We start from the raw sequence: 21,186 nt of genomic DNA, 5'->3' as shown, positions 1-21,186 counted from the left end.
ATCAACGCAGTGCGCTGGGGCCTCAGGCCAGCACGCAGCGAAGCGGAGGGCGGGCATGAGCACTCTGGAGCGCCGATACCGGCACCTGCTGCGGGCGTACCCGCCGGACTACCGCCACGACCGCGGCGACGAGATCGTCGGGACGTACCTCGACCTGGCGGACCCACGCCGGCGCTGGCCCTCCCCCGCGGACGCCGCCGACCTCGTGCGCGGTGGCCTCCGCCAGCGGCTGCGGGCCGCCGGTGCCACCGACCTGATTCCCGGGGTACGCCTCGCGGCACTGCTCGCGCTGACCACCGCCGCCTTCCTGGCCGGCTTCTGGACACTCGTCGAGCAAAGCCCGCCACCGCCCGAGACGGGCGTGCCGGTGTTCGGCCCGTTCGCGTCGACCGGCCTCGTCGCGTGGCTCGCGTGGCTGGTGGTGGCGGTCCTCGTGCTCGTGGCACCGGGCCAACCGACTCGGCTGGCCCTCGCGGTGGCGGTGCTGGCCACCGTGGCGGTTCTCCTGGCGAGCCCGGCCGCAGGCCTGCCCAGACCTCCGCTGCTGGTGCTGGTGCCACAGGTCGCCCTCGGCGTGCTGGCGCTTACCGTCGACACCCACCTGCCGTTGCCGGCTCGGGCCTTGCCCATCACGGCGGTCGCCGGCGGTGGCATGACCGCCTACGTCCTCGGGCACAGCAACTACTGGGGCTCGTACCGGTGGACGTCCGAGCAGCTACTGCCGGCTGCCGGGGCGGTGTTGCTGGTGGTCGCGTTGCTGCTTGCCGTCGGGCTGGCCATGCGTCGGGACTGGCGGGGTGGCTGGGCGGTGATCGCCCTGCTCACCCCGGTCGGTCTACTCAGCGTGCACATCCTGGCCGGGGCGGTTGACGGCCTCGGCGGCGCTCCGCGTCCGACCTATCCGACCCTGGTCGGGGCCGCGCTCACGGTGGGGCTGCTCGGCCCGGCCGTGCTGCCGGCCGCCGTAGCCCTGCGCCGTCGCATCGGGAACAGCCCCGGGGAACCCTGTCCCACCTGTGGCGCCCGCCGCTGACCGGGCCCCGCCGCCGCTTAACCGCGCACGGAGGAGGGCTCGGCGGCTGTGGCAGTGCAGGTGCTTCACACCGGCGTGTCGAACAGCTTTGCTGCCACGCTTCGGCTGCGCAACCGCGCGCCTGAGGAGGAGCAGACGGGCGGATCAGTTACGACTCGGTGAGAATCCGGCAACGGCGCAGCGCCGTCGATCAGGGTGGGGTTGATCGCCAGGGCCGGCGGCGGGACAGGGACCAGAGGACCGTGGCGAGGACCAGTGCCGTCATCGCAATCGCGCCCGGAGCCTTGGTCAGCCGGGCCACATTGGTGCCGTCCGGCAGGGCGAGGAACGAGGCCAGCGCGCACGGCGCCACGAACCAGGCGGTCCGGGTCGCCACCACCGCGAGCAACGCCAGCGGCCAGGTGGCGTACCAGGGATGAAACACCGGCGCGAGCACCACAGTGGCCACCAACCCCACCCCCGCACCCCCGACCGGGTTGATCAAGAGGTTTTTGCCTTCGATTAGCGCTTGCTGCGGCGAAAACTTCTTGATCAACGCTTTGGGGTGGGGTTTGGGTGGGGGGTGGAGGGCGGAGAGGGTGCGGAGCCAGAGGAGGGGGAGCAGGGCGGCCAGGAGAAGCAGGGCGGCTGTGCGGGTTACCGGGACCGCGTCGGGGTGGCGGCCGAAGAGTTCACCGACGTAGTCGACGAGCATGCCGACGGCGGTCGGCGGCGAGGTCCACTGCACCGTGTCGCCGCTGCGGCCCAGCCCACCGAGCCAGCCGAGCCCGAGACCGGCCAGCCGCGAGAGGGCCAGCAGCCCGCCGACCGCCCCGACGGCCAGCACGCCACCGTCGCGCAGCAGCGTCCGCACGACGGGCCGGCCCCGCACGGTGACCAGCGCCGCGAACGGCAGCACCACCACGGCGGTCGCCTTCACCGACACCGCCAGACCGAGCAGCACCCCGGCGACCACGAGCACAACGACCGGGTGCAGCGATCCGAGCCGGCCCGGACGGCGGACCAGCATCAGTAGGGCGGGCAGGAGCAGGCCGAGCATCACCGCGTCGTTGTGCGCCCCGGCCACCAGGTGCACCCCGACCAGCGGGCAGGCCAGCAGCAGCCAGGTCGCCCGCCGGGGCGGTACGCCGGCTGCCCGGGCCAGGCCGGGCAGGCAGGCCGCCGCCGCCAGCACGCCCGCGAGCGCCAGCATCCGCAGCAGCAGCACCGTGCCGACCAGCCCACCGCCCAGCACCACGGCCAGCGCGGCGAGCAGCACGAAGAACGGCCCGTACGGGGCCGGGGTGTCCCGCCAGACCGGCGCGACCGCCTCCGCCCAGGGGCAGCCGGCCGCAGCCACGCCGATGGCGTACGGATCACCACCGTCGGCGTAGATCCAGCCCTGGCAGGCGTACGAATAGACGTCCCGGCTGCCCAGCGGGGCGGTGACCAGCAGCGGCAGCGTCCACCACCCAGCGGTGACGTACGCCCACCTGGTCGACGGCGCACCGTCGCGCAGTGCCCACCAGGCGCCCACCATGGCGGTCGTGCCGAGCAGCCACAACGTGACGGTCAGCGGTCCGCCGTCAGGGGCGGTGGTGGCATCGGGCAGCGCGCCGCCGAGGTACCCGACGACCGCCAGCAGCAGCGCCCCCACCAGTCCGGTGTACCGGGCGACCCGGTCCCGCGCGCCCACCGCCCGGGCATCGGGATCCCGCCCGCGTCCCCGATCGCACCCGGGACCCGGATCGCGCCGGTCGCCGGACGCGCAGCGGGGCTCGGGATGGGGACGGGCGCCGGGATCGGTCACCGGCGGTACCTCTCCTCAGGTGCGGGGTCCAGGGACGCCTCGCCGGAACTGGCCCAGGGGGTCCCCTCCGGGAAGACCCGCCCTAATCGGCAGGCACCGGTTGACGGGCCGCCGCCCGGGCCTCCTTCGCCGACCGTACCAAGCGGACCGTCACCACGATCACGAACAGCGTCATCAGCGGCGCACCTACCGTCTTGGTGTAGCGGGGCAGGCCGGTGCCGTCGGCCAGCACCAGGAACGCGGCGTACCCGGTCACCGCGCTGAACCACCAGGTGCGCTGCGCGGTGGCGGCGAGCAGCGCCAACGGCCAGAACCAGTACCAGGGGTGGAACAGCGGGGCGAGCGCCACCGTCGCGGTCAACGCCAGCGCGGCGTGCCAGAGCGGTTCCCGGTGGCGGGCCCGGAACCACAGCCACACCAGCAACGCCGCCAGCACCAGCACCGCGATGCCCCGGGTCACCGGCAACGCGTCGATGTGCAGGCCGAACGGCAGCACCAGGTAACCGACGGTCTGCCCGACGGCGGTCGACGGCGAGGTCCAGGCGACCACCTCGTTGCCGTGCGACAACCCGGTGATCCAACCGAGATCCAGCCCGGCGGCGAGGGTCACGCCGAACAGCGTGGCCACGGCACCGCCCACCACCGGCGTACCGTGGCGCAGCAGCGCGCGCAGCGAGAAGCCGCCGGTGATCGCGGCGAGCGCCGCGAACGGCACCACCACCAGCGCGGTCACCTTGATGCCGGCGGCCAGGCCAAGCACGACGCCGCCGGCCAGCAGCGGCCAGGGTCGCCCGGGGCGACTGACCACCACGGCCAGCCCGGCCACCATCAGCCCGACCATCAGCGCATCGTTGTGTACGCCGGAGATAAGGTGCACCCCGACCAGCGGACTGGCCAGGGCGAGCCAGAGGGCCCGGCCGGTCGGCACGCCGCACCGACGGGCCAGCACCGGCAGGCAGACCGCCGTGAGCACCACGCCGGCCACCGCGAGCACCCGGAACAGCGCGATACTGCCGATCAGGGAACCCGTCGCGGCGACCACCGCGCCGGCGAGCACCACGAACAGCGGACCGTACGGCGCCGGGGTGTCCCGCCAGATGTACGACATGGTGTCCAGCCACGGGCAGGGCAGCGTCGACACGCCGTACTCGTAGGGGCTGATGCCGTTGGCGTAGCTCGCCCCCTGGCACGCGTACGCGTAGGCGTCCCGGCTGCCCAGCGGCGGCGTGAACAGGAACGGCAGCGCCCACAGCCCGGCGGTGACCAGGGCCCACCGGGCCGACGGCACCCGGTCCCGCAGCGTCCACCAGGCCACCGCCATGGCCGCGGTGCCGAACAGCCACAGCCCGATGATCAGCGGCCCGTTCGGGCCCAGCCAGATCTTGACCGGGTTGGGTCGCAGATCACCGTCGGGCAGCGCACCGCCGAGGAACGCCGCCACGGCGAGCATGATCGATCCAGCCAGTCCGGTCCAGCGCACGAGGTGATGGGGCACGTCCGACATGCTGCCAGTACCGTGCGCCCGCTCCGGAGGTGGGCATCGCGCGCCGCCCCTGCCCGGCCCCCGCCCGCGCCCACCGGCAACCAACGCACCGGCGGCCGCCCACCCCAGCCGTCGAGCGCTGACCGTCAGCCGGGCGGGCAGTGGCCGGAGGGCCGCAGGCTGCTCGTGATCTCGAAGGTTCCCGCAGTTCGGGCCCGTACGATGACCCATTCGTCCGGGTCGGCGCTCAGGCACCCGTCTCCCGCCGACAGTGCCAGCCAACGGGACCAACGGACCCGGACGAGCACATCGGCGGGCGTGTCGACGGTGAATCGCACCCCCGCGTCGTCGGAGGTGACGAGCCGAGCCGGCGGGGAGACGAGTGGTGCCGGGTCGAGCACCTGGTACAGGCGCCACTGCCCGGGGCGGCCGACCTCCCGCAGGTACGGCTGGCCGGCCAGCACGAGCGTCGCCTCGTCCCGGCCGTACCGGTCGAGGGCCGCGTCCGGCGCGACGGCGACATAGCTGACGGCATTGCGGCGCAGCCATTCGCCGTACCGCCCGGCATCGAGACTGCCGTCGTAGAAGAGCGGGTTACGTCCCACGTCGACCTGCCGCTCCCAGCCCCGGGCCAGTGGCACGGCGGCGGCCACGAAGGCGCTCTCCCAGTGGTCCCGCAGCGGCACCACTTCGATCCGGCCCACCGGTGCCCGCCGCTCCAGGTCGTCCAGCAACGGCTCATGGAAGGCGGCGTACGCCGGTGCCGACCCCCGGCGGGCGATGTCGTTGGTCATCACCGGGGACTGCCACCAGAACAACGCGACTAGCAGTGCGGCCAGCCAGCGCCGGCCCAGTCCGACGTACGCCGCGGCGACCGGCAGCGCGAAGAGCATCGGCAGGCGCAGCGCGTTCGAGCCGATCGGGCTGGGCAGGTGATAGGCCGCGACCAGGAGCAGCGCGGTGAGCGCGGCACCGACCCGCAGTGCCCGGACCGGTACGAGCACGAGCACCACCACGGCCAGGGCGAGGTTGATCCGCAGTGATTCGGCGCTGAACGGCTGCCGGCCACCGTTGCCGAAGAGCGCCGCCATCGGCGCCACAGTCACCAGCGGCGCGAGGCACAGGACCAGCGCGGCGGTTCCGGGTCGCCGGTCCCGCCAGACGTCGAGGACCAGCAGGGCACCGCCGGCCAGGCCGAGGAAGAGGCCGGCCACCGGGCTGGCGGCTGTCGCGAGCACCGCCGCCGCACCGGCCGCCACCAGCCGCCACCAACGCGCCCCCCGGGGCAGCGCCACCAGGCAGAGCGCGAGCAGCGCCCACATCAGGCCGACGGCGAAGGTGATCCGGCCACTGGCCAGGTTCCCCACCAGGACGATCGCACCCAGCAGGCCGCCGAGCAGCGGACGGCGGGCACCCGTCAGCACCAGCAGCCAGGCCAGTGCCACGGCGGAGACGACCGCCGCGACCGCACCGACCGGGCGCACCCCGACAAGCGCGCCGAGCGTCTGGGTGTAGAGGCTGTAACCGAACTGGTTGACCCCGCCGTACCAGGAGAAGTCCAGCGGGGCGAGACCGTTGCGCTCGGCGAAACCCGCGCGGGCCACCTGCGCGGAGAGGTCGGTGCCCATGGGCGGGGCCAGCAGGAACGCGACAGCCAGCAGCAGCGACACCACAAGCGCGCCGAGGACCGGGTACGCCGCCCTGCGTGCACCGGCACCCGGCGCAGCTTCGGCGGCCTGCCCCTCCGGGACGGCAGCGTGGGTCGAGGTCGGCACCGAGCAGTCCTACCACGATCAGTGACCGGCCCGGGTGGCGGGTCACCCGGACACCGGCGTCACATCTCCAGGACGCGCTCGGTGGCGGCGCGGGAGCGGCGGCCGGTGCGCAGGTACTCGTCGAGAAACTCGCCCGGGTCGTCGCGGCCGAGCAGCCGGACCACGCCGGCCAGTTCCACGCCGTGCCGGGGCAGCTGGTCGCCGGCACGGCCCCGGACCAGCATCAGCGCGTTGCGGACCTGCGCGGCGAGCGTCCAGCCGGCCGTCATCGCCTCGGCGTCCGCCGGATCGACCAGGCCCGCCTCCCGAGCGGCGGCGAGCGCGTCGAGGGTACGCGTGCCGCGCAGCTGCGGGTACGCACCGGCGTGCCGCAGCTGGAGCAGCTGCACCGCCCACTCCACGTCGGCCAGGCCGCCCCGGCCCAGCTTGGTGTGGGTGGCCGGGTCGGCGCCACGGGGCAGCCGCTCGGTCTCCACCCGCACCTTGATCCGGCGGATCTCGATGACCTGCTCCCGGGTCAGCCCGTCGGCCGGGTACCGGATCGGGTCGACCATCTGCTCGAACCGGGTACCCAGTTCGGCGTCGCCGCAGACACAGCGGGCGCGCAGCAGCGCCTGCGCCTCCCACACCCGCGACCAGCGGGCGTAGTACTGCTGGTAGGCGGCGAGACTGCGGACCAGCGGCCCCTGCCGGCCCTCGGGACGAAGGTCGGCGTCGACGCCGAGCGGCGGGTCGGGTGCGGGCATGCCGAGCAGCCGCCGTAGCTCCTCGGCGATGGCGTGCGCGGCGGCGCTGGCCGCGCTCTCGCTGACTCCCTCCGGCGGGTCGTAGACGAAGAGCACGTCGGCGTCGGAGAGGTAGTTCGACTCGTAGCCGCCGAGCCGACCCATCCCGATCACCGCGAAGGTGAGTCCCGGCATGGCCGGCTGGGCGGCCCGGGCGGTCCGCAGCGCGGCGGCGAGGGTGGCGTCGGTGACGTCGGAGAGCGCGGTGCCGACCGCCGTGATGTCGGACAGGGCGGGCGTGGTCCGGCCGCCGTCGGGACGGGCCGGGGCCAGCGAACCGGCCCGGCTGAGCACGTCGGTGCAGGCGAGGCGGAGCAGTTCGCGGCGGCGCAGCGCGCGTACCGCCCGGGTCGCCTCGACGGGATCGCTGTGCCGGGCCGCGGCGGCGGTGAGGCCGTCGAAGAGCACCTCCCGTGGGCGCGGACTCAGCTCGCTCTCCTCGGCCAGCAGGCGCAGCGCCTCCGGCTCGCGGGTCAGCAGGTCCGCGACGTACCGGGAGGAGGAGAGCACCCGGGCCAGCCGGCGGGCCACCGGCCCGGAGTCGCGTAGCAGCCGCAGGTACCAGGGGGTGCTGCCGAGGGAGTCGGAGACCTGGCGGTAGTTGAGCAGGCCCCGGTCCGGCTCCGGGGCGTCGGCGAACTCGCTGAGCAGCACCGGCAGCAGGGTGCGTTGGATGGCGGCCGTACGGCTCACCCCGCCGGTGAGGGCCTGGAGGTGACGCAGCGCCCCGGCGGGGTCGGCGAAGCCGAGGATCTCCAGGCGGTTGCGGGCCGCCTGCGGGGTCAGCCGCAGCCCGTCGGCCGGTACCCGGGCCACCGACTCCAGCAGCGGCCGGTAGAGCAGTTTGGCGTGGAGTCGGCGTACCTCCGAGGCGTGGGTGACCCACTCGGCGCGGAACTCCTCGACGGCGCTGCGCCCGGGGCCGGCGGTGTAGCCGAGCGCGGTGGCGAGCCAGCGCAACGCGCCGGGCTCGGTCGGCACGGTGTGGGTACGCCGCAGGCCCTGGAGCTGCAGCCGGTGCTCGACGCTGCGCAGGAATCGGTAACCGCGCAGCAGCGCCTCGCCGTCGGCCCGGCCGACGTAGCCGCCGGTGACCAGCGCGCGTAGGGCGGGGATGGTGCCGGGCGCGCGTAACGTCTCGTCGCCCCGACCGTGCACCAGTTGCAGCAACTGCACCGCGAACTCGATGTCGCGCAGCCCGCCGGGGCCGCGTTTGATCTCGCGTTCCAGTTCCTTCGGCGGGATGTGGTCGATGATCTTGCGCCGCATGGCCCGGACGTCCTCGACCGCCTCGGGGCGTTCGGCCGCCTGCCAGAGCAGCGGCGCCAGCGCGTCGATCCACTCCTGGCCGAGCGCCAGGTCACCGGCGGCGGGGCGGGCCTTGAGCAGCGCCTGGAACTCCCACGTCCGGGCCCAGCGCCGGTAGTAGGCCAGGTGGCTGGCGAGGGTCCGCACCAGCGGCCCCCGGTTGCCTTCGGGGCGCAGGGCCGCGTCTACCGGCCAGGCGACCAGCCCGCAGATGTGGATCAGTCGGGTGGCCACGGTGGTGGCGGCGGTCAGGTCGTCGTCCTCGGCCGCCACGAAGATCACATCGACGTCGGAGACGTAGTTCAGCTCGCCGCCGCCGCACTTACCCATCGCGACCACGCTCAGTCGCGGTTCCCGGGTGCCCTCGGGCAGCTCCGCCACGGCGATCTGGTAGGCGGCCGACAGCGTGGCGTCGGCAAGTGCCGAGAGCGCGGCCATGGTCTGTTCCAGGCCGCGCCCGCCGGTCAGGTCGGCCGCCGCGACCCGCAGCAACGCCAGCCGGTACGCCCGCCGCAGCACAGCGACGGGATTGCCCTCGCCGGACCTGTCGAGCCGGCCGTCGGCGGTCGGTGCGAGGCCGTCCGGTTCGGTACGCAGCACCGGCCACTGGTCGGGGTTGGCCACCAGGTGGTCACCGAGCGCCGAGGAGGCGCCCAGCACGGCGAGCAGCCGGCGACGCAGACCCGGGTCGTCATGCAGCGCGGCGAGCAGCGCCGAACCCGCTCCGATGCCGCCGACGGCCGCAGTGCTGCCCTGACTGCCGGCGGCGCCGTCACCTCCGGCGCTGCCGCCGTTGCCGGTCGCACCCTCGCCCGCGGCGCCACCGGCATCCCCGCTCCCGGCGGCGCCGCCCTGGCCGGTGGGGGTCGCCGTGACCCGGCCGGGCCCCGCACCCCGCTGCCGCACCGCCGCGCCCGGGCCGGCGGTGCGGTTCGGGCCAGCGGTCACGCGGTGTTCCGCCTCGACCAGCCGGTGCAGCTGACGCAGCGCCAGATCCGGGTCGGCGGCCCGGGACAGCGCGGTGAGCAGCTCCTGGGCCTGCTCCCCGGTGGGTTCCTGCGTCTGCGCGCGCCACAGGTCGAGCCCGTCCGGGCCGAGCAGGTCGGCGGCGCGGGCACCCGCGTCGTCGTCGGTGACGCCGAAGCCGTAGCGGGCGAGCCGGCCCGTGGCGCTTGTCGGCCGGCCCATCAGTGCCCGAGCAGGGGCAGGCTGCGTCGCGACCCCTCGTCCAGCTCGCCGAGGGCGAGCGCGGCGAACCGCGCCGCGAACGGCTGCCAGACCTCCTCGACGTCGGCCATCACCGCCTCGCACGCGGAGATCACCAGCTGCGGGTCGTAGCCCAGCTCGGCCAGCAGCGCCGAGTCGGTGGCCCATTCGGCGATCATCGCGGTGTCGCACTCGATGTGGAACTGCAACCCCCAGGCCCGGTCGCCGAGGCGGAACGCCTGGTGCGGATAGCGGGTGGAGGCGGCCAGCAGGGTGGCACCGGCGGGCAGCTCGGTGATCTCGTCGGCGTGCCACTGCAACACGTCGGGGATCAGCGGAACGTACCGGAAGAGCGGGTCGGACTCGGCCGCGTCACGCCGGCCGACCACGGCAGGCCCGACCTCCGGCCCGGACGGGCTGCGCACGACCGTGCCGGCGTGGGCGGTGGCGAGCAGCTGCGCGCCGAGGCAGACACCAAGCGTCGGCAGCCGGTGCCGCACCGCCTTGCGGAGCAGCTTCTCCACCGCCGGGAACCAGGGGGCCGCCGGCACCCCGTCGACCAGCGGGTAGGCCTGCTGATCACCGCCGAGCACCACCAGGGCGGCGTACCCGTCCAGGTCGGTGGGGAGCGCCTCGCCCGCGTGGGGGCGGACCACCGCCAGCTCCAGCCCGGCTTCGGTCAGCCACTCCCCCAGCCGGCGCGGGTCGTCGGTCGGGTCGTTCTCGATCACCAACGCGGTTGCCACATCGTCGAGGCTATCCGGTCCGGCCGCCCCGGCCCGCGCGAGGGATCGGCGCGGTGTCCGGCAACGTCGAAGGTTTCGCTGGCCACCGCAGTAGGCTCTGCCGCTGTGTCCGACCGCAGCACGCCCGACGACGTCGTACGCCCACCCGCCCTGCGCCCCGGCGACACGGTGATGCTGGTGTCGCCGTCCGGACCGACCCGCCCGGAACGGGTGGCCCGGGGCGTGGAGCTGCTCACCGGCTGGGGACTGCGACCGGTGCTCGCGCCCAACGCCTACGCCCGGCAGGGCTACCTGGCGGGGGCGGACGCGCTGCGGGCGGCCGACCTGAACACGGCGTTCGCCGATCCGCAGGTGCGCGGGGTGATCTGCACCCGGGGCGGGTACGGGGCGCAGCGGGTGGTGGACGCGATCGACATGGCGGCGGTACGCCGTGACCCGAAGGTGGTGGCCGGGTTCTCCGACATCACCGCGCTGCAACTGGCGCTCTGGCGGGGTGCCCGGTTGGCGGGGGTGCACGGTCCCGGGGCGGCCTGGCGCGACGAGCGCACCCCGCTGTCCTCGGCCGAGTCCCTGCACGCGGCGATGACCAGCACCGAGCCGGTCACCGTACGCGCCGTCGAGGGCGAGGAGACCTTCGGCGTACGCGTCGCGGGCCGGGCCACCGGCCGGCTGCTGGGCGGCAACCTCTGCCTGGTCGCGGCCTCGCTCGGCACCCCGGACATGCCCGACCTGACCGACGCGGTGCTGTTGTTGGAGGACGTGCAGGAACCGCCGTACAAGGTCGACCGGATGTTGACCCAGCTCCGCCGGGCCGGCGCGCTGGACGGGCTGGCCGGGGTGGCGGTGGGGCAGTTCACCGACTGCGCCGACGGCTGGGACACCACGGTGGTCGACGTGCTCGTCGAACGCCTCGGCGACCTGGGCGTACCGGTGCTGGGGGGTCTGCCGATCGGTCACGGCCCCGGGCAGCTCACCGTCCCGGTCGGCACCCGGGCGACCCTCGACGCCGACGCCGGCACCCTCAGTGTGGTCGCCGCCGTCCGCTGACTCTTTGTCGGACACGTCCGGATTTCTGGCCCGGATTGCCAGCTCGCTGACAGCTTCGCCATGGTTCGCGCCCAGCCGGGCTCGTCACTGTCGGTGACGTCATCGCATCACCGACGAGTTGGAGGAACGATGTCCCGCACGATTTCGAAGAAGCACCTGCTGGCCGGCCTGGCCGCGGCAGGCGTGCTCGGCGTGGGGATCGCCGCTCCCACCGTGGCGCTCGCCGACGACAAGGCCACTCCGAGCGCCAGCGCGAGCAGCGAGCCGCAGGGCGACCGGCAGGAACAGCGGGCCGCACGGCACGCGCAGTTCGCCGAGGCGCTGGCCGAGGAGTTGGGCGTGCCCACCGAGAAGGTGACCGAGGCGCTGGAGAAGCTCCGCGAGCAGCACCAGCCGGAGGGCCGGACGGACCGCGAGGGCCACCGGGGATTCCCGGGGCGCGGTGAGGGACGGATGGGCGGCGACGGTGCCGCCGAGGGCCGTAAGGGCGAGCGGCGGACGCCGCCGTCGGCCGAGGAGCGCAAGGAGACACTGACCGAACGGCTCGCGCAGGCGGTCGAGGACGGCAAGCTGACCCAGGAGCAGGCCGACGCGATCACCGCCGCCGTCGAGGCCGGCGTCTTCGGCGGCTGGGGTGGCCCGGGCGCGCGGGGCGGCGAGGGCGAGTCCGCCGGCAAGTGACACTCGGCCGGCAGCGGCTGAGCTACCGCCCCAGGTCAGAGGCGGCCCCGCTCCACTCCTGCGGGGCCGCCCACCGGGTGCGTCCGGCGCTCCCCCGTCACGCCCGACTCGCTGCCCGACTCGCTGCCCGACTCGCTGCCCGACTCGCTGCCCGACTCGCTGCCGCCTCGCGACATGCGGCGAGTCGCGGCTTCCGAGCCCCGGGAAGCCCCGAAATGCCGCAACCCGCGACCGGCACCGACAGACCGACCGGCGGTGGGTCCGGTGCGGGCTGCGGTCAGGCGATGCAGGCGCAGACGATCAGCGCGGCGCCGAAGTGGCTGGCGGCGCTGACCCGGGCCACCGGGTGCGGCTCGTCGGAACAGACGACCTCGCCGAGCTTGCCCGGCGTGATCAGGTCCAGCACGAAGAAGGCCAGCGCCATGATGCCGAGACCGATCAGCCCGAAGATCACCGTCGAGGCCAGCCCCTTGGCGAAGTCGCTGTAGCTGGTCAGGATCGCGGTGAAGACGATGCCGGCGACGCCGAGCTGGTTCGCGGCGAGCAGCAGTCCAGCGTTGGCGTTGCGACGTACCCAGATCAGGTCCCGCAGTTTGCCCGGGGTGAGCAGGTCGACCAGGACGAAGCCGGCGGCCATCAGGCCAACTCCGACGACCCCGAACACCACGCTCTGCCAGGCTCCGCTGAGCAGATCCTCCAGCACCGACTGCCTCCCACGAGTCTCCGGCCGACGAATGCCGCCGGCACGGTGATCGAGACGATAGCGGCACCGGGCAACGCTCGACAGCCCGGAGGCGGGCCCGTGCCGACGGGCCCGCCCGGAGCAGCAACTACAACGACAGGCGGGCCCGCCGCAACGGCGGTTACAGCGACAGGTAGTGCTGGCGCTCGTACGGAGTGACCTCGCGGCGGTACTGCTCCCACTCGGCCCGCTTGTTGCGCAGGAAGAAGTCGAAGACGTGCTCGCCGAGCACCTCGGCGACAAGTTCCGAACCCGCCATCACGTCGATCGCCTCGGACAGGTTCTCCGGCAGCGGCTCGTACCCCATCGCCCGCCGCTCGGCGCTGGTAAGCGCCCACACGTCGTCCTCGGCGCCCGGCGGCAGCTCGTACCCCTCCTCGATGCCCTTCATCCCGGCGCCGAGCAGCACCGCAAAGGCGAGGTACGGGTTGGCGGCCGAGTCGGGCGAGCGGATCTCCACCCGGGCCGAGTTGGGCTTGCCGTACGCCGGCACCCGGACCAGCGCGGAACGGTTCAGGTGCCCCCAGCAGACGTACGCGGGGCTCTCGGTGACCCGGTCCGGCAGCGCCTGCGGGAACAGCCGCTTGTACGAGTTCACCCACTGGTTGGTGACCGCGGTGTACTCCCGGGCGTGGGCCAGCAGCCCGGCGATGAACGCCCGGGCCACCTTGGAAAGCTTCATCGGGTCGCTGGCGTCGTGGAACGCGTTGCGTTCCCCCTCGAACAGCGACAGGTGGGTGTGCATCCCGCTGCCCGGCTGGTCGGTGAACGGCTTGGGCATGAAGGTGGCCTGCACGCCTGTGGAGAGCGCCACCTCCTTGACCACGTGCCGGAACGTCATGATGTTGTCGGCGGTGGTCAGCGCGTCGGCGTAGCGCAGGTCGATCTCCTGCTGGCCGGGGGCGACCTCGTGGTGGCTGAACTCCACCGAGATGCCGATCCGCTCCAGCGACAGCACCGCCTGGCGGCGGAAGTCCCGCGCCACGGCGTGGGTGGTGTGCTCGAAGTACCCGCCGGTGTCCACCGGCACCGGCACGGTGCCGTCCATCGGCCCGTTCTCCAGCAGGAAGAACTCGATCTCCGGGTGGGTGTAGAAGGTGAAGCCCTTCTCCGCCGCCCGGGACAACGCCCGACGCAGCACGTGGCGGGGGTCGGCCCAGGACGGGCCGCCGTCGGGCAGCAGGATGTCGCAGAACATCCGGGCGCTCTCGCCGCTGACCCCGCCCTCGAACGGGAAGACCTGGAAGGTGGTCGGGTCCGGCATGGCGACCATGTCCGACTCGAAGACCCGGGCGAATCCCTCGATGGCCGAGCCGTCGAACCCGATGCCCTCCTCGAAGGCGGCCTCCAGTTCGGCGGGGGCGACCGACACGCTCTTGAGCGTGCCGAGCACGTCGGTGAACCACAGCCGGACGAAACGGATGTCCCGCTCTTCCAGCGTACGGAGGACGAACTCCTGCTGACGGTCCACTTCCCCAACCTTCCGCGACACGCTATGTCCGCCTTGGGTCGGACTCTGCCCGACCTGACCGACCAGTCTCCACCGACCCGATTACGCAGACGTTAACCGAACCGCGGCCGTTGCGTCCCGTCCCGTCCCGACCGGCGGTCCGGCCCGGTCGTACTGCCCCACGCCGACGTGTCGAGCCCATGGCGCTGGGGCAAGATGAGGACATGCCCACCCTGCGTCTCGCCCTGTGCCAGGTCAACCCCAGTGTCGGTGACCTCACCGGCAACGCCGGTCTCGTCCGCGCCTGGACCCGCCGGGCCGCCGCCTCCGGTGCCCAACTGGTCCTGTTCCCGGAGATGATGCTGACCGGCTACCCGGTGGAGGACCTGGTCTTCCGGCGGTCCTTCGTGGCCACCTCCCAGGCGGCGCTGGGCCGGCTCGCCGCCGATCTGGCCGCCGACGGCCTGGGCGACCTGCCGGTCGTGGTGGGTTATCTGGACGCCGACGGTCCGCCGCAGGTCAGCGCGGACGCCGAGCCGGGCCGGGGAGCGCGCAACGCCGCCGCGCTGCTGCACCGCGGCGAGGTGGTCGCCACCTACTTCAAGCACCACCTGCCCAACTACGGCGTCTTCGACGAGGACCGCTACTTCGTGCCCGGCGACATGCTCACCGTGGTCCGGCTCGGTGGGGTGAACGTGGCGCTGACCATCTGCGAGGACCTGTGGCAGGCCGGCGGGCCGTTCGCCGCCGCCCGCCGGGCCGGGGTGGGCCTGGTGGTCAACATCAACGGCTCACCGTACGAGCTGAACAAGGACGACCTGCGGCTGCCGCTGGTCCGGCGGCGGGCCGCCGAGGCCGGGGCCACCATCGCGTACGTCAACATGATCGGTGGTCAGGACGAATTGGTCTTCGAGGGCGACTCGATGATCGTCGCGGCGGACGGCACGGTGCTGACCCGGGCACCGCAGTTCGTCACCCACCTGCTCGTGCACGACGTCGACCTGCCGGCGGCCGGCGACGCGGGCGACGACGGCGAGCAGTTGGCCGAAGGGCTGCGGGTGGTGCGTCGTACGGTCGACGGAATCCCGCCCTCGCCGACGGGCCCGGCGGCCACCGGCGGCCTCATCGAACCGGTGGCCGACGAGGCCGAGGTGTGGCAGGCGCTGGTGCTCGGCCTGCGGGACTACGTCGAGAAGAACCGCTTCCCCTCCGTGGTGCTCGGGCTCTCCGGCGGCATCGACTCGGCGGTGGTGGCGGCCATCGCGGTGGACGCCCTCGGCGGCGACCGGGTGGTCGGTGTCTCCCTGCCCAGCCAGCACTCCTCGGAGCACAGCCGCTCCGACGCGGCCGACCTGGCCAAGCGGACCGGCCTGGACTACCGGGTGGAGCCGATCCAGCCGATGGTGGACACCTTCCTGGCGAACATGTCGCTGTCCGGGGTCGCGGTGGAGAACCTCCAGGCCCGGGTACGCGGCGTCATCCTGATGGCGTTGTCGAACCAGGAGGGCCACCTGGTGCTTACCACCGGCAACAAGAGCGAGCTGGCGGTCGGCTACTCGACCCTGTACGGCGACTCGGTCGGTGGCTTCAACCCGATCAAGGACGTGTGGAAGACCCTGGTCTGGCGGCTGGCCAAGTGGCGCAACACGGAGGCGACCCGGCTGGGCCTGACGCCACCGATCCCGGAGAACTCGATCGGCAAGCCGCCGAGCGCCGAGCTGAGCCCGGGTCAGCTCGACAGCGACTCGCTGCCCGACTACGACGTGCTCGACCCGATCCTGATCGGCTACATCGACGGTGACCTCGGCCGGGAGGGGCTGATCGCCGACGGCCACGATCCGGCCGTGGTGGACAAGGTGCTGCGGTTGGTGGATACCGCCGAGTACAAGCGCCGCCAGTCCGCGCCGGGTACGAAGATCTCGATGAAGGCGTTCGGGCGGGACCGGCGGCTGCCGATCACCAACCGGTGGCGCGAGGACGGCTGACCGGGCGTCACGAGCGGCTGGCTCGTGACGTCGGGCCGGAGTGACATCCTCCACTGCGCCCTGCCGCCGACCGCCCGCACGGTGGGACGATCGCGGCAGAACCCGGGGACCGCGTACGCGGCCTCGAGGAAGGAGAACATCGTGGTGGAGTCCACTCCGGCCGAGGTGACCGCTCTCTACGGCGGCCCGGCCACCCGTCGCGTCCGTACCCGCGACCTGCTCGCCGCCAAGGAGCGCGGCGAGAAATGGTCCATGCTCACCTCGTACGACCAGTACACGGCCTCGATCTTCGATGCCGCCGGCATCCCGGTGCTGCTGGTGGGCGACTCGGCGGCGAACAACGTGTTCGGCTACGAGACGACCCTGCCGGTGACCGCCGAGGAGCTGCTACCGCTGGTACGGGCGGTTGTCCGGGCCACCCGGCAGACCCTGGTCGTCGGTGATCTGCCCTTCGGGTCGTACGAGGAGGGCCCGACCCAGGCGCTGCGGACGGCCGTCCGGTTCATGAAGGAGGGCGGTTGCCACGCGGTGAAACTGGAGGGCGGCCAGCGCTGCGCCGCGCAGATCGAGGCGATCGTCGGGGCCGGCATCCCGGTGATGGCGCACATCGGCTTCACCCCGCAGCGTGAGCACACCATCGGCGGGTACCGGGTGCAGGGCCGCGGCGAGACCGCCGACGAGGTGCTGGCCGACGCGCGGGCGGTAGCTGCGGCGGGCGCCTTCGCGGTGGTGCTCGAAATGGTGCCCGGCGACGTCGCCAAGCGGGTCACCGCCGAGCTGCCGATCCCGACGGTGGGCATCGGCGCCGGCCCGGACACCGACGCCCAGGTGCTCGTCTGGCAGGACATGGCCGGCCTGCGTACCGGCAAGGCGCCACGCTTCGTGAAGCGCTACGCCGCCCTGGCCGACACGCTCGACGAGGCCACCCGCCGCTTCGCCGACGAGGTCCGCTCCGGCCAGTTCCCCGCCGCCGAACACACCTTCTGACCTCCGTTGGGCTGTGGCAGACCCGGCCACGACCATCAACTCACCCGGGCGACGGTCGGGGTCGCCGGGTGAGTTGATGGTCGGAGTCGCCGGGCGACGATGCGGGGCCGGCCGGGGCGACGAACGTGGCAGCTCTGGCCGCCGCCCACCGGTAGCGGCCAGAGCTGCCATCGCCCTGCCACGCCCGGCCCGACCGCTGCCTTCCACCGAACCCGCACCCCATCGGTGCGGCCGGATCGTCCGTCGGCTGCCGGTCATCGACAAGCGTCACAGCAGAGCATGCATAGGCGACGGCGCATCGCAACGGATGGCCGCAGCAATGGCTCGACGGTCAGGGCGGGTGCGTCCGGCGAACGGGTCGACCGGACGGACGCCTCGCCGCCTGCCGTTCCGCCCCGCCCGGCAGTCGCGACTCCCTGCTGGCCGCCGCACGGGTTACCTCCGCGCGGGCTCGTGGCCCGGCCGGCACCTGCGTCAGCAGTCGCGACCCAGCGGGAACGGAGACCATCTGTGCCGGTGCGGTGGACACCGATGTGGGCGAGCCCGCCCCGACGGGCATCGAGGTCAACGGCTTCGACCGACCGGACGCTGGGTCTACTGGCCACGGCGTCCCGGGCGCAGGCGAGTGGTGTAGGTGGTTGCGACAGGGACGCTGATCGGGGTCGAGCCAGGCGGGCGGGATGAACTCCGGATGACCGTCGGCGGCGAGGTGGACCTGCCAGCCGTGGTGGTGCACCTGTCGATGGTGGTGACGGCAGAGCAGCACCGCGTTGGCGAGGCTGGTGACGCCGCCGTCGGCCCAGTGCCGCAGATGATGGCCCTCACACCAGCGGGGTGGCCGGTCGCAGCCCGGAAATGCACAGCCCCGATCTCGCAGCACCAGGGCCCGCCGCAGCGGCCCGGTGATGAGCCGACGTCGCCGACCCACGTCGAGGACCTGACCCGCTCCGCCGAGCACTGCGGGCAGGACCGCCGCGTCGCAGGCCAACCGGCGCACCGTTGCGGGCGTGAGGGTGACACCGCTGTCCAGCGTGCCGGGCCCGAGGCTTCCGGTGAGGGTGTCAAGCCCGGTGGTGACGACGATCTGAGCGGTATCGGCACCGTGCCCGGGCAACTCGCCGGCGCCGAGGACTAGCCGACAGATGTCGCCGAGGGCATCGTGGCGTCGTTGCCCTGGCGAACGGGGATCGTCAGGGCCGGCTGGTCCGGTGAGCGGCTCGATGGCAGCCCGAAGCAGCGCGGCGGTCTCCGCGTCGAGGCTGCCAGCCAGCCGCGTGCGCCCATCCCGCAGGTCGGAGAGGGTTATCTGCCGGTCGCGCGCGGCGCGGGCCGCCTCCGCTTCCAGCGCTCTGCCGGTGACCGCCTCGGCGACCTCGGGTGCCACGTGTTCGAGAATCCGGCTCCCGAGTCGGCGCAGGGCGGACGGATCGAACTGCCCGGCCCAGTCGAGGAGGAGTTCGACAGCCGACCCGGCCGCCTCGGTGCCGGCCGCACCTCGAACCGTGGCCGCGACATCGGCGATTGCCCGGACCTGCTCCAGATCGATCCGGCCGGCGGCGAGTGCGGCGGTCATCTCGTCGGACTCGCGGTCGAGCGCCTCAGCGAGGTCGACCAACCGGCGGGCCGCCGGCACGCCGAGCCGGAGCCGGTCGCGGAGCCAGACGGCGGTGGACGACGCGCCCTGCGCCACCGCCACGCCACGGCCGTCCAACTCACGCACCAGCGCCAGCTTCGTCGCGGCGAGCCGCTGCTCCAGCCGGTGCGCGGCTTCGAGGGCATCGATCAGCTCGCTCTCCGGCATGGCCCAGACAGCGGCGTCGACGCAGGAACGCGTCGCCACCTCTGCCCGCTCCAGCTCCTCCAACACGTCACCGACGATAGAACGTATGTACGACAGTTCCGATCGATCTCCACGGTGGTCATCGGTGCCGGTTGCGACTGGACGCGCGCTGCGACGATGCGATCATGATCGATGACATCCCGGCTGGTCGGCGCTGGCACTGGTGGACGGTGTTGCGGCTCGGCGTCGTCGCGCTGTGGCTGGTCGCGGCCGGAACGGCTTGGTGGACGGCACCTCGGCAGCAGAGCTACGACCAGGCGGAAGCGGATCTGGCTGCCGGCCACGTGGTGGCTTACCAGTGGGGTGACCGGTGGGACGCCGACCGGCGAACCCCGTGGTTCGGCACCGCTGACCTGGAATCGTCCGGCACGCTCGGTCCGCTGTTCGGGTGGCGCACGCCCGACGGTCGGGTCTGGTGGACCGACACCACCTACTTCGAGCAGGTCACGATCGCCGGTAGCGTCCGCGAAGCGTCCTACGCCGGGCCAGGCGCGATCGGCATCGCCGAACAGTTGCAGGCCGCGGGCCTGGACAGCCGCAGCGCCGCTCTCCAGCCACTTGGGAACCTCATTGCCGGAACGGGCCTCGCCGCCGCCGTGGTCATCATCGGTGTCCTGCTGACCGGGCCCGCTCCGGTGCTGGGTACGCGGTGGTTCTGGTTCTGGTTGGTCTGCCTCGTACCGTTCGGGCTCGGAATCCTGTGGTGGTTGGCCCGGGAGCATCCGTGGGCGCGCGCCGGCTCCCCGCCCGCCAGCCCACGTCAGCGGAGCCGTGGTCCGCTCGGTTTCGCTCTCGGCCTCGTCGCCGTGCTGCTGAGCAGCATGCTGTTGCTGGTACTCGGCCGGCTTCTCGGCGATTGGTGGGTGCCGCGTCTGGACGCCCGGTAGGGCCAGCGAAATCCATCGAAAGCCGCTACGGTTCACGCTCGTGAATCGAGTTCGTGCTTATGTCTCTGTCCTGGCCTGCGCCTCGCTGCTGGCGTTGGCCGCCTGCGGTGGCGAGGAGGCAGCCCCGACGGGCGGAGCCTCGTCGTCGGCCACCGTGCCGTCCGCCACCGCCACCTCCGCCCCGGCGCCGCCGACCGCCGACGCGGCGGACGTGGTGAGCGACAAACAGCTCTGTGAGTCGGCGAAGCAGGCCAGCGACAAGATGAAGGAGGATCTCGTCGCCGCGGTGAGTTCCGGTAGCGAGCCGTCGCCGGCGCTGTTCCAGAAGATCCTGTCCGGGTTGCAGAACGAGGTGACGCGGGTGGCCGGCACCGGCGCCACCGACAGCAAGGTGGTTGCCGCGTTGGAGGAGTTCGGCGCGGAGGCCGGCAAGGCCGCCAACGCCACGGACCCGGCGACGGCTGCGGACAACCCGGGCTTCGAGAAGGCCGGCGCCGCCCTCAGCACGGCCTGCAAGTCGGCCGGCGTCAGCGTCAACTTCTGACCGCCGGACGCCCTGACGAAGGATCCGGATCCGTGGCAGCTGCGGTAGCGGACACGCCGACCGGCTGACGCCTTCACTGCCACGGATCCGGCTGCGCCTGGTGACCTGCGCGGTGGGCGGCCAGGACCCGGTTGACCGCAAACGGGTTCAGAGATCGGTGACGCGGACGCCCGCGTGCGCCTTGTAGCGCTTGTTGATGGCGATCAGGTTGGCGGTGAACGCCTCGACCTGGTGCGCGTTGCGCAGCCGTCCGGCGTAGATGCCGCGCATGCCGGGGATGTGGGCGGCGAGCGCGCCGACGATGCCGACCAGTTCCCGCTCCTCGGTGCAGATCAGCACGTCCAGCTCGATGCGGTCGATCTCGGGGTCGGCCAGCAGCGGAGCGCTGACGTGGTTGAACGCGGCGCAGACCCGGGAGTCGGGCAGCAGCGCGGCGGCCTGCTGGACGGCGCTGCCCTCCGGCACCGGCAGCGCGTACGGGCCCTGCTTGTCGAAGCCGAGCGGGTTGACGCAGTCCACGACGATCTTGCCGGCGAGCGGTTCGGCGAGCGCGCTGACCGTGGCGGCGTGCCCGTCCCACGGCACCGCGATTATCACGACATCGCTGCGCCGGGCCACCTCGTCGTTGTCCGCACCGGTGACGCTGCCACCGGCCGGCACGCCGGGCAACGCGGCGATCTCCGCGGCCGACTCGGCCGCCCGCTGCGCGGAGCGGGAACCGATCAGCACCGTCAGGCCCGCCCGGGCGAACCGGTAGGCGAGCCCCCGGCCCTGGTCGCCGGTGCCACCGATGATGCCGATGGTGAGCCCGGAAACGTCGGGCAGGGTGCTCGGGTCGTATGCCATGGTCGTCATCCTTGCAAATCAGCTGGTCCGGCAGCAGCGTCCGACGCTGTGA

At 73.1% G+C, this 21,186-nt stretch carries 16 protein-coding genes; 7 read left to right on the top strand and 9 right to left on the bottom strand.

Translation table 11 applies throughout. The features are described 5' to 3' along the window. Nucleotides 1-55: 55 nt before the first annotated feature. Entirely contained in the window at nucleotides 56-1,033 is a 978-nt protein-coding gene (locus tag Vse01_RS19465; protein WP_093401259.1) for a hypothetical protein, read from the top strand. Between the two features lie 190 nt (nucleotides 1,034-1,223). Here Vse01_RS19465 and mptB (Vse01_RS19460) read toward each other — a convergent pair whose 3' ends face one another. From mptB (Vse01_RS19460) to Vse01_RS19440, 5 genes are all read right to left on the bottom strand, one after another. Beyond that, nucleotides 1,224-2,708: a polyprenol phosphomannose-dependent alpha 1,6 mannosyltransferase MptB gene (gene mptB / locus Vse01_RS19460; protein ID WP_093401260.1), complete on the bottom strand. Its 1,485-nt coding sequence runs from the start codon at nucleotides 2,706-2,708 to the stop codon at nucleotides 1,224-1,226. Between the two features lie 196 nt (nucleotides 2,709-2,904). Then, on the bottom strand, nucleotides 2,905-4,317 hold the full coding sequence (gene mptB, locus Vse01_RS19455; protein WP_170863260.1) for a polyprenol phosphomannose-dependent alpha 1,6 mannosyltransferase MptB: 1,413 nt from the start codon (nucleotides 4,315-4,317) through the stop codon (nucleotides 2,905-2,907). Between the two features lie 134 nt (nucleotides 4,318-4,451). Beyond that, complete coding sequence (locus Vse01_RS19450; RefSeq protein ID WP_093401262.1) at nucleotides 4,452-6,080, bottom strand: hypothetical protein; 1,629 nt, start codon at nucleotides 6,078-6,080, stop codon at nucleotides 4,452-4,454. A 59-nt stretch (nucleotides 6,081-6,139) separates the two neighbouring features. Then, nucleotides 6,140-9,361, bottom strand: a complete 3,222-nt coding sequence (locus Vse01_RS19445) for a bifunctional [glutamine synthetase] adenylyltransferase/[glutamine synthetase]-adenylyl-L-tyrosine phosphorylase (protein WP_093401263.1) — start codon at nucleotides 9,359-9,361, stop codon at nucleotides 6,140-6,142. Then, entirely contained in the window at nucleotides 9,361-10,125 is a 765-nt protein-coding gene (locus tag Vse01_RS19440) for a type 1 glutamine amidotransferase (RefSeq protein WP_093401264.1), read from the bottom strand. Before Vse01_RS19440 ends, Vse01_RS19445 begins: the two co-directional genes overlap by 1 nt. Nucleotides 10,126-10,296: 171 nt before the next feature. Here Vse01_RS19440 and Vse01_RS19435 point away from each other — a divergent pair, with 171 nt between their 5' ends. Both Vse01_RS19435 and Vse01_RS19430 read left to right on the top strand, forming a co-directional pair. Further along, on the top strand, nucleotides 10,297-11,172 hold the full coding sequence (locus Vse01_RS19435) for a S66 peptidase family protein (RefSeq protein ID WP_093401576.1): 876 nt from the start codon (nucleotides 10,297-10,299) through the stop codon (nucleotides 11,170-11,172). A gap of 129 nt (nucleotides 11,173-11,301) precedes the next feature. Continuing rightward, on the top strand, nucleotides 11,302-11,853 hold the full coding sequence (locus Vse01_RS19430; protein ID WP_093401265.1) for a hypothetical protein: 552 nt from the start codon (nucleotides 11,302-11,304) through the stop codon (nucleotides 11,851-11,853). A gap of 277 nt (nucleotides 11,854-12,130) precedes the next feature. On the opposite strand, the gene Vse01_RS19425 is transcribed toward Vse01_RS19430, so the two are convergent. Continuing rightward, nucleotides 12,131-12,556, bottom strand: coding sequence for a DUF350 domain-containing protein (locus tag Vse01_RS19425; RefSeq protein WP_093401266.1), 426 nt, complete (start codon nucleotides 12,554-12,556; stop codon nucleotides 12,131-12,133). 160 nt (nucleotides 12,557-12,716) lie between these two features. Then, a complete protein-coding gene (gene glnA, locus Vse01_RS19420) occupies nucleotides 12,717-14,066 on the bottom strand; it encodes a type I glutamate--ammonia ligase (RefSeq protein WP_093401577.1) in 1,350 nt (449 codons plus the stop codon). Between the two features lie 203 nt (nucleotides 14,067-14,269). Between glnA and Vse01_RS19415 the strand changes: the two genes are divergently transcribed. Together Vse01_RS19415 and panB are read left to right on the top strand one after the other, a co-directional pair. Then, nucleotides 14,270-16,030 carry an NAD+ synthase gene (locus Vse01_RS19415; protein ID WP_093401578.1) on the top strand — a complete coding sequence of 587 codons (1,761 nt, stop codon included), beginning with the start codon at nucleotides 14,270-14,272 and terminating at the stop codon, nucleotides 16,028-16,030. A 141-nt stretch (nucleotides 16,031-16,171) separates the two neighbouring features. Beyond that, complete coding sequence (panB, locus tag Vse01_RS19410; protein WP_093401579.1) at nucleotides 16,172-17,017, top strand: 3-methyl-2-oxobutanoate hydroxymethyltransferase; 846 nt, start codon at nucleotides 16,172-16,174, stop codon at nucleotides 17,015-17,017. Between the two features lie 331 nt (nucleotides 17,018-17,348). Here the strand turns inward: panB and Vse01_RS19405 are convergent, their stop codons facing one another. Then, on the bottom strand, nucleotides 17,349-18,884 hold the full coding sequence (locus Vse01_RS19405) for an HNH endonuclease signature motif containing protein (RefSeq protein ID WP_093401267.1): 1,536 nt from the start codon (nucleotides 18,882-18,884) through the stop codon (nucleotides 17,349-17,351). A gap of 98 nt (nucleotides 18,885-18,982) precedes the next feature. Here Vse01_RS19405 and Vse01_RS19400 point away from each other — a divergent pair, with 98 nt between their 5' ends. Together Vse01_RS19400 and Vse01_RS19395 are read left to right on the top strand one after the other, a co-directional pair. Beyond that, nucleotides 18,983-19,744 (top strand): hypothetical protein, encoded by a 762-nt coding sequence (locus Vse01_RS19400; RefSeq protein WP_093401580.1) that lies wholly within the window; start codon nucleotides 18,983-18,985, stop codon nucleotides 19,742-19,744. A gap of 40 nt (nucleotides 19,745-19,784) precedes the next feature. Then, entirely contained in the window at nucleotides 19,785-20,288 is a 504-nt protein-coding gene (locus tag Vse01_RS19395; protein WP_139233054.1) for a hypothetical protein, read from the top strand. A 147-nt stretch (nucleotides 20,289-20,435) separates the two neighbouring features. On the opposite strand, the gene npdG is transcribed toward Vse01_RS19395, so the two are convergent. Further along, nucleotides 20,436-21,134, bottom strand: a complete 699-nt coding sequence (gene npdG, locus Vse01_RS19390; protein ID WP_093401581.1) for an NADPH-dependent F420 reductase — start codon at nucleotides 21,132-21,134, stop codon at nucleotides 20,436-20,438. Nucleotides 21,135-21,186 lie beyond the last annotated feature (52 nt).

Source organism: Micromonospora sediminimaris (assembly GCF_016863575.1).
Classification (GTDB): Bacteria; Actinomycetota; Actinomycetes; order Mycobacteriales; family Micromonosporaceae; genus Micromonospora; species Micromonospora sediminimaris.
Note: the sequence above shows the minus strand (reverse complement) of the source record. Positions and strands in the feature narration are given on the sequence as shown.

Coding starts and splice junctions, on each gene's coding strand:
- Vse01_RS19465 (WP_093401259.1), top strand. CDS start 56: ATGAGCACTCTGGAGCGCCGATACCGGCACCTGCTGCGGGCGTACCCG.
- Vse01_RS19445 (WP_093401263.1), bottom strand. CDS start 9,361: ATGGGCCGGCCGACAAGCGCCACGGGCCGGCTCGCCCGCTACGGCTTC.
- Vse01_RS19435 (WP_093401576.1), top strand. CDS start 10,297: ATGCTGGTGTCGCCGTCCGGACCGACCCGCCCGGAACGGGTGGCCCGG.
- Vse01_RS19430 (WP_093401265.1), top strand. CDS start 11,302: ATGTCCCGCACGATTTCGAAGAAGCACCTGCTGGCCGGCCTGGCCGCG.
- Vse01_RS19415 (WP_093401578.1), top strand. CDS start 14,270: ATGCCCACCCTGCGTCTCGCCCTGTGCCAGGTCAACCCCAGTGTCGGT.
- Vse01_RS19400 (WP_093401580.1), top strand. CDS start 18,983: ATGATCGATGACATCCCGGCTGGTCGGCGCTGGCACTGGTGGACGGTG.
- npdG (WP_093401581.1), bottom strand. CDS start 21,134: ATGGCATACGACCCGAGCACCCTGCCCGACGTTTCCGGGCTCACCATC.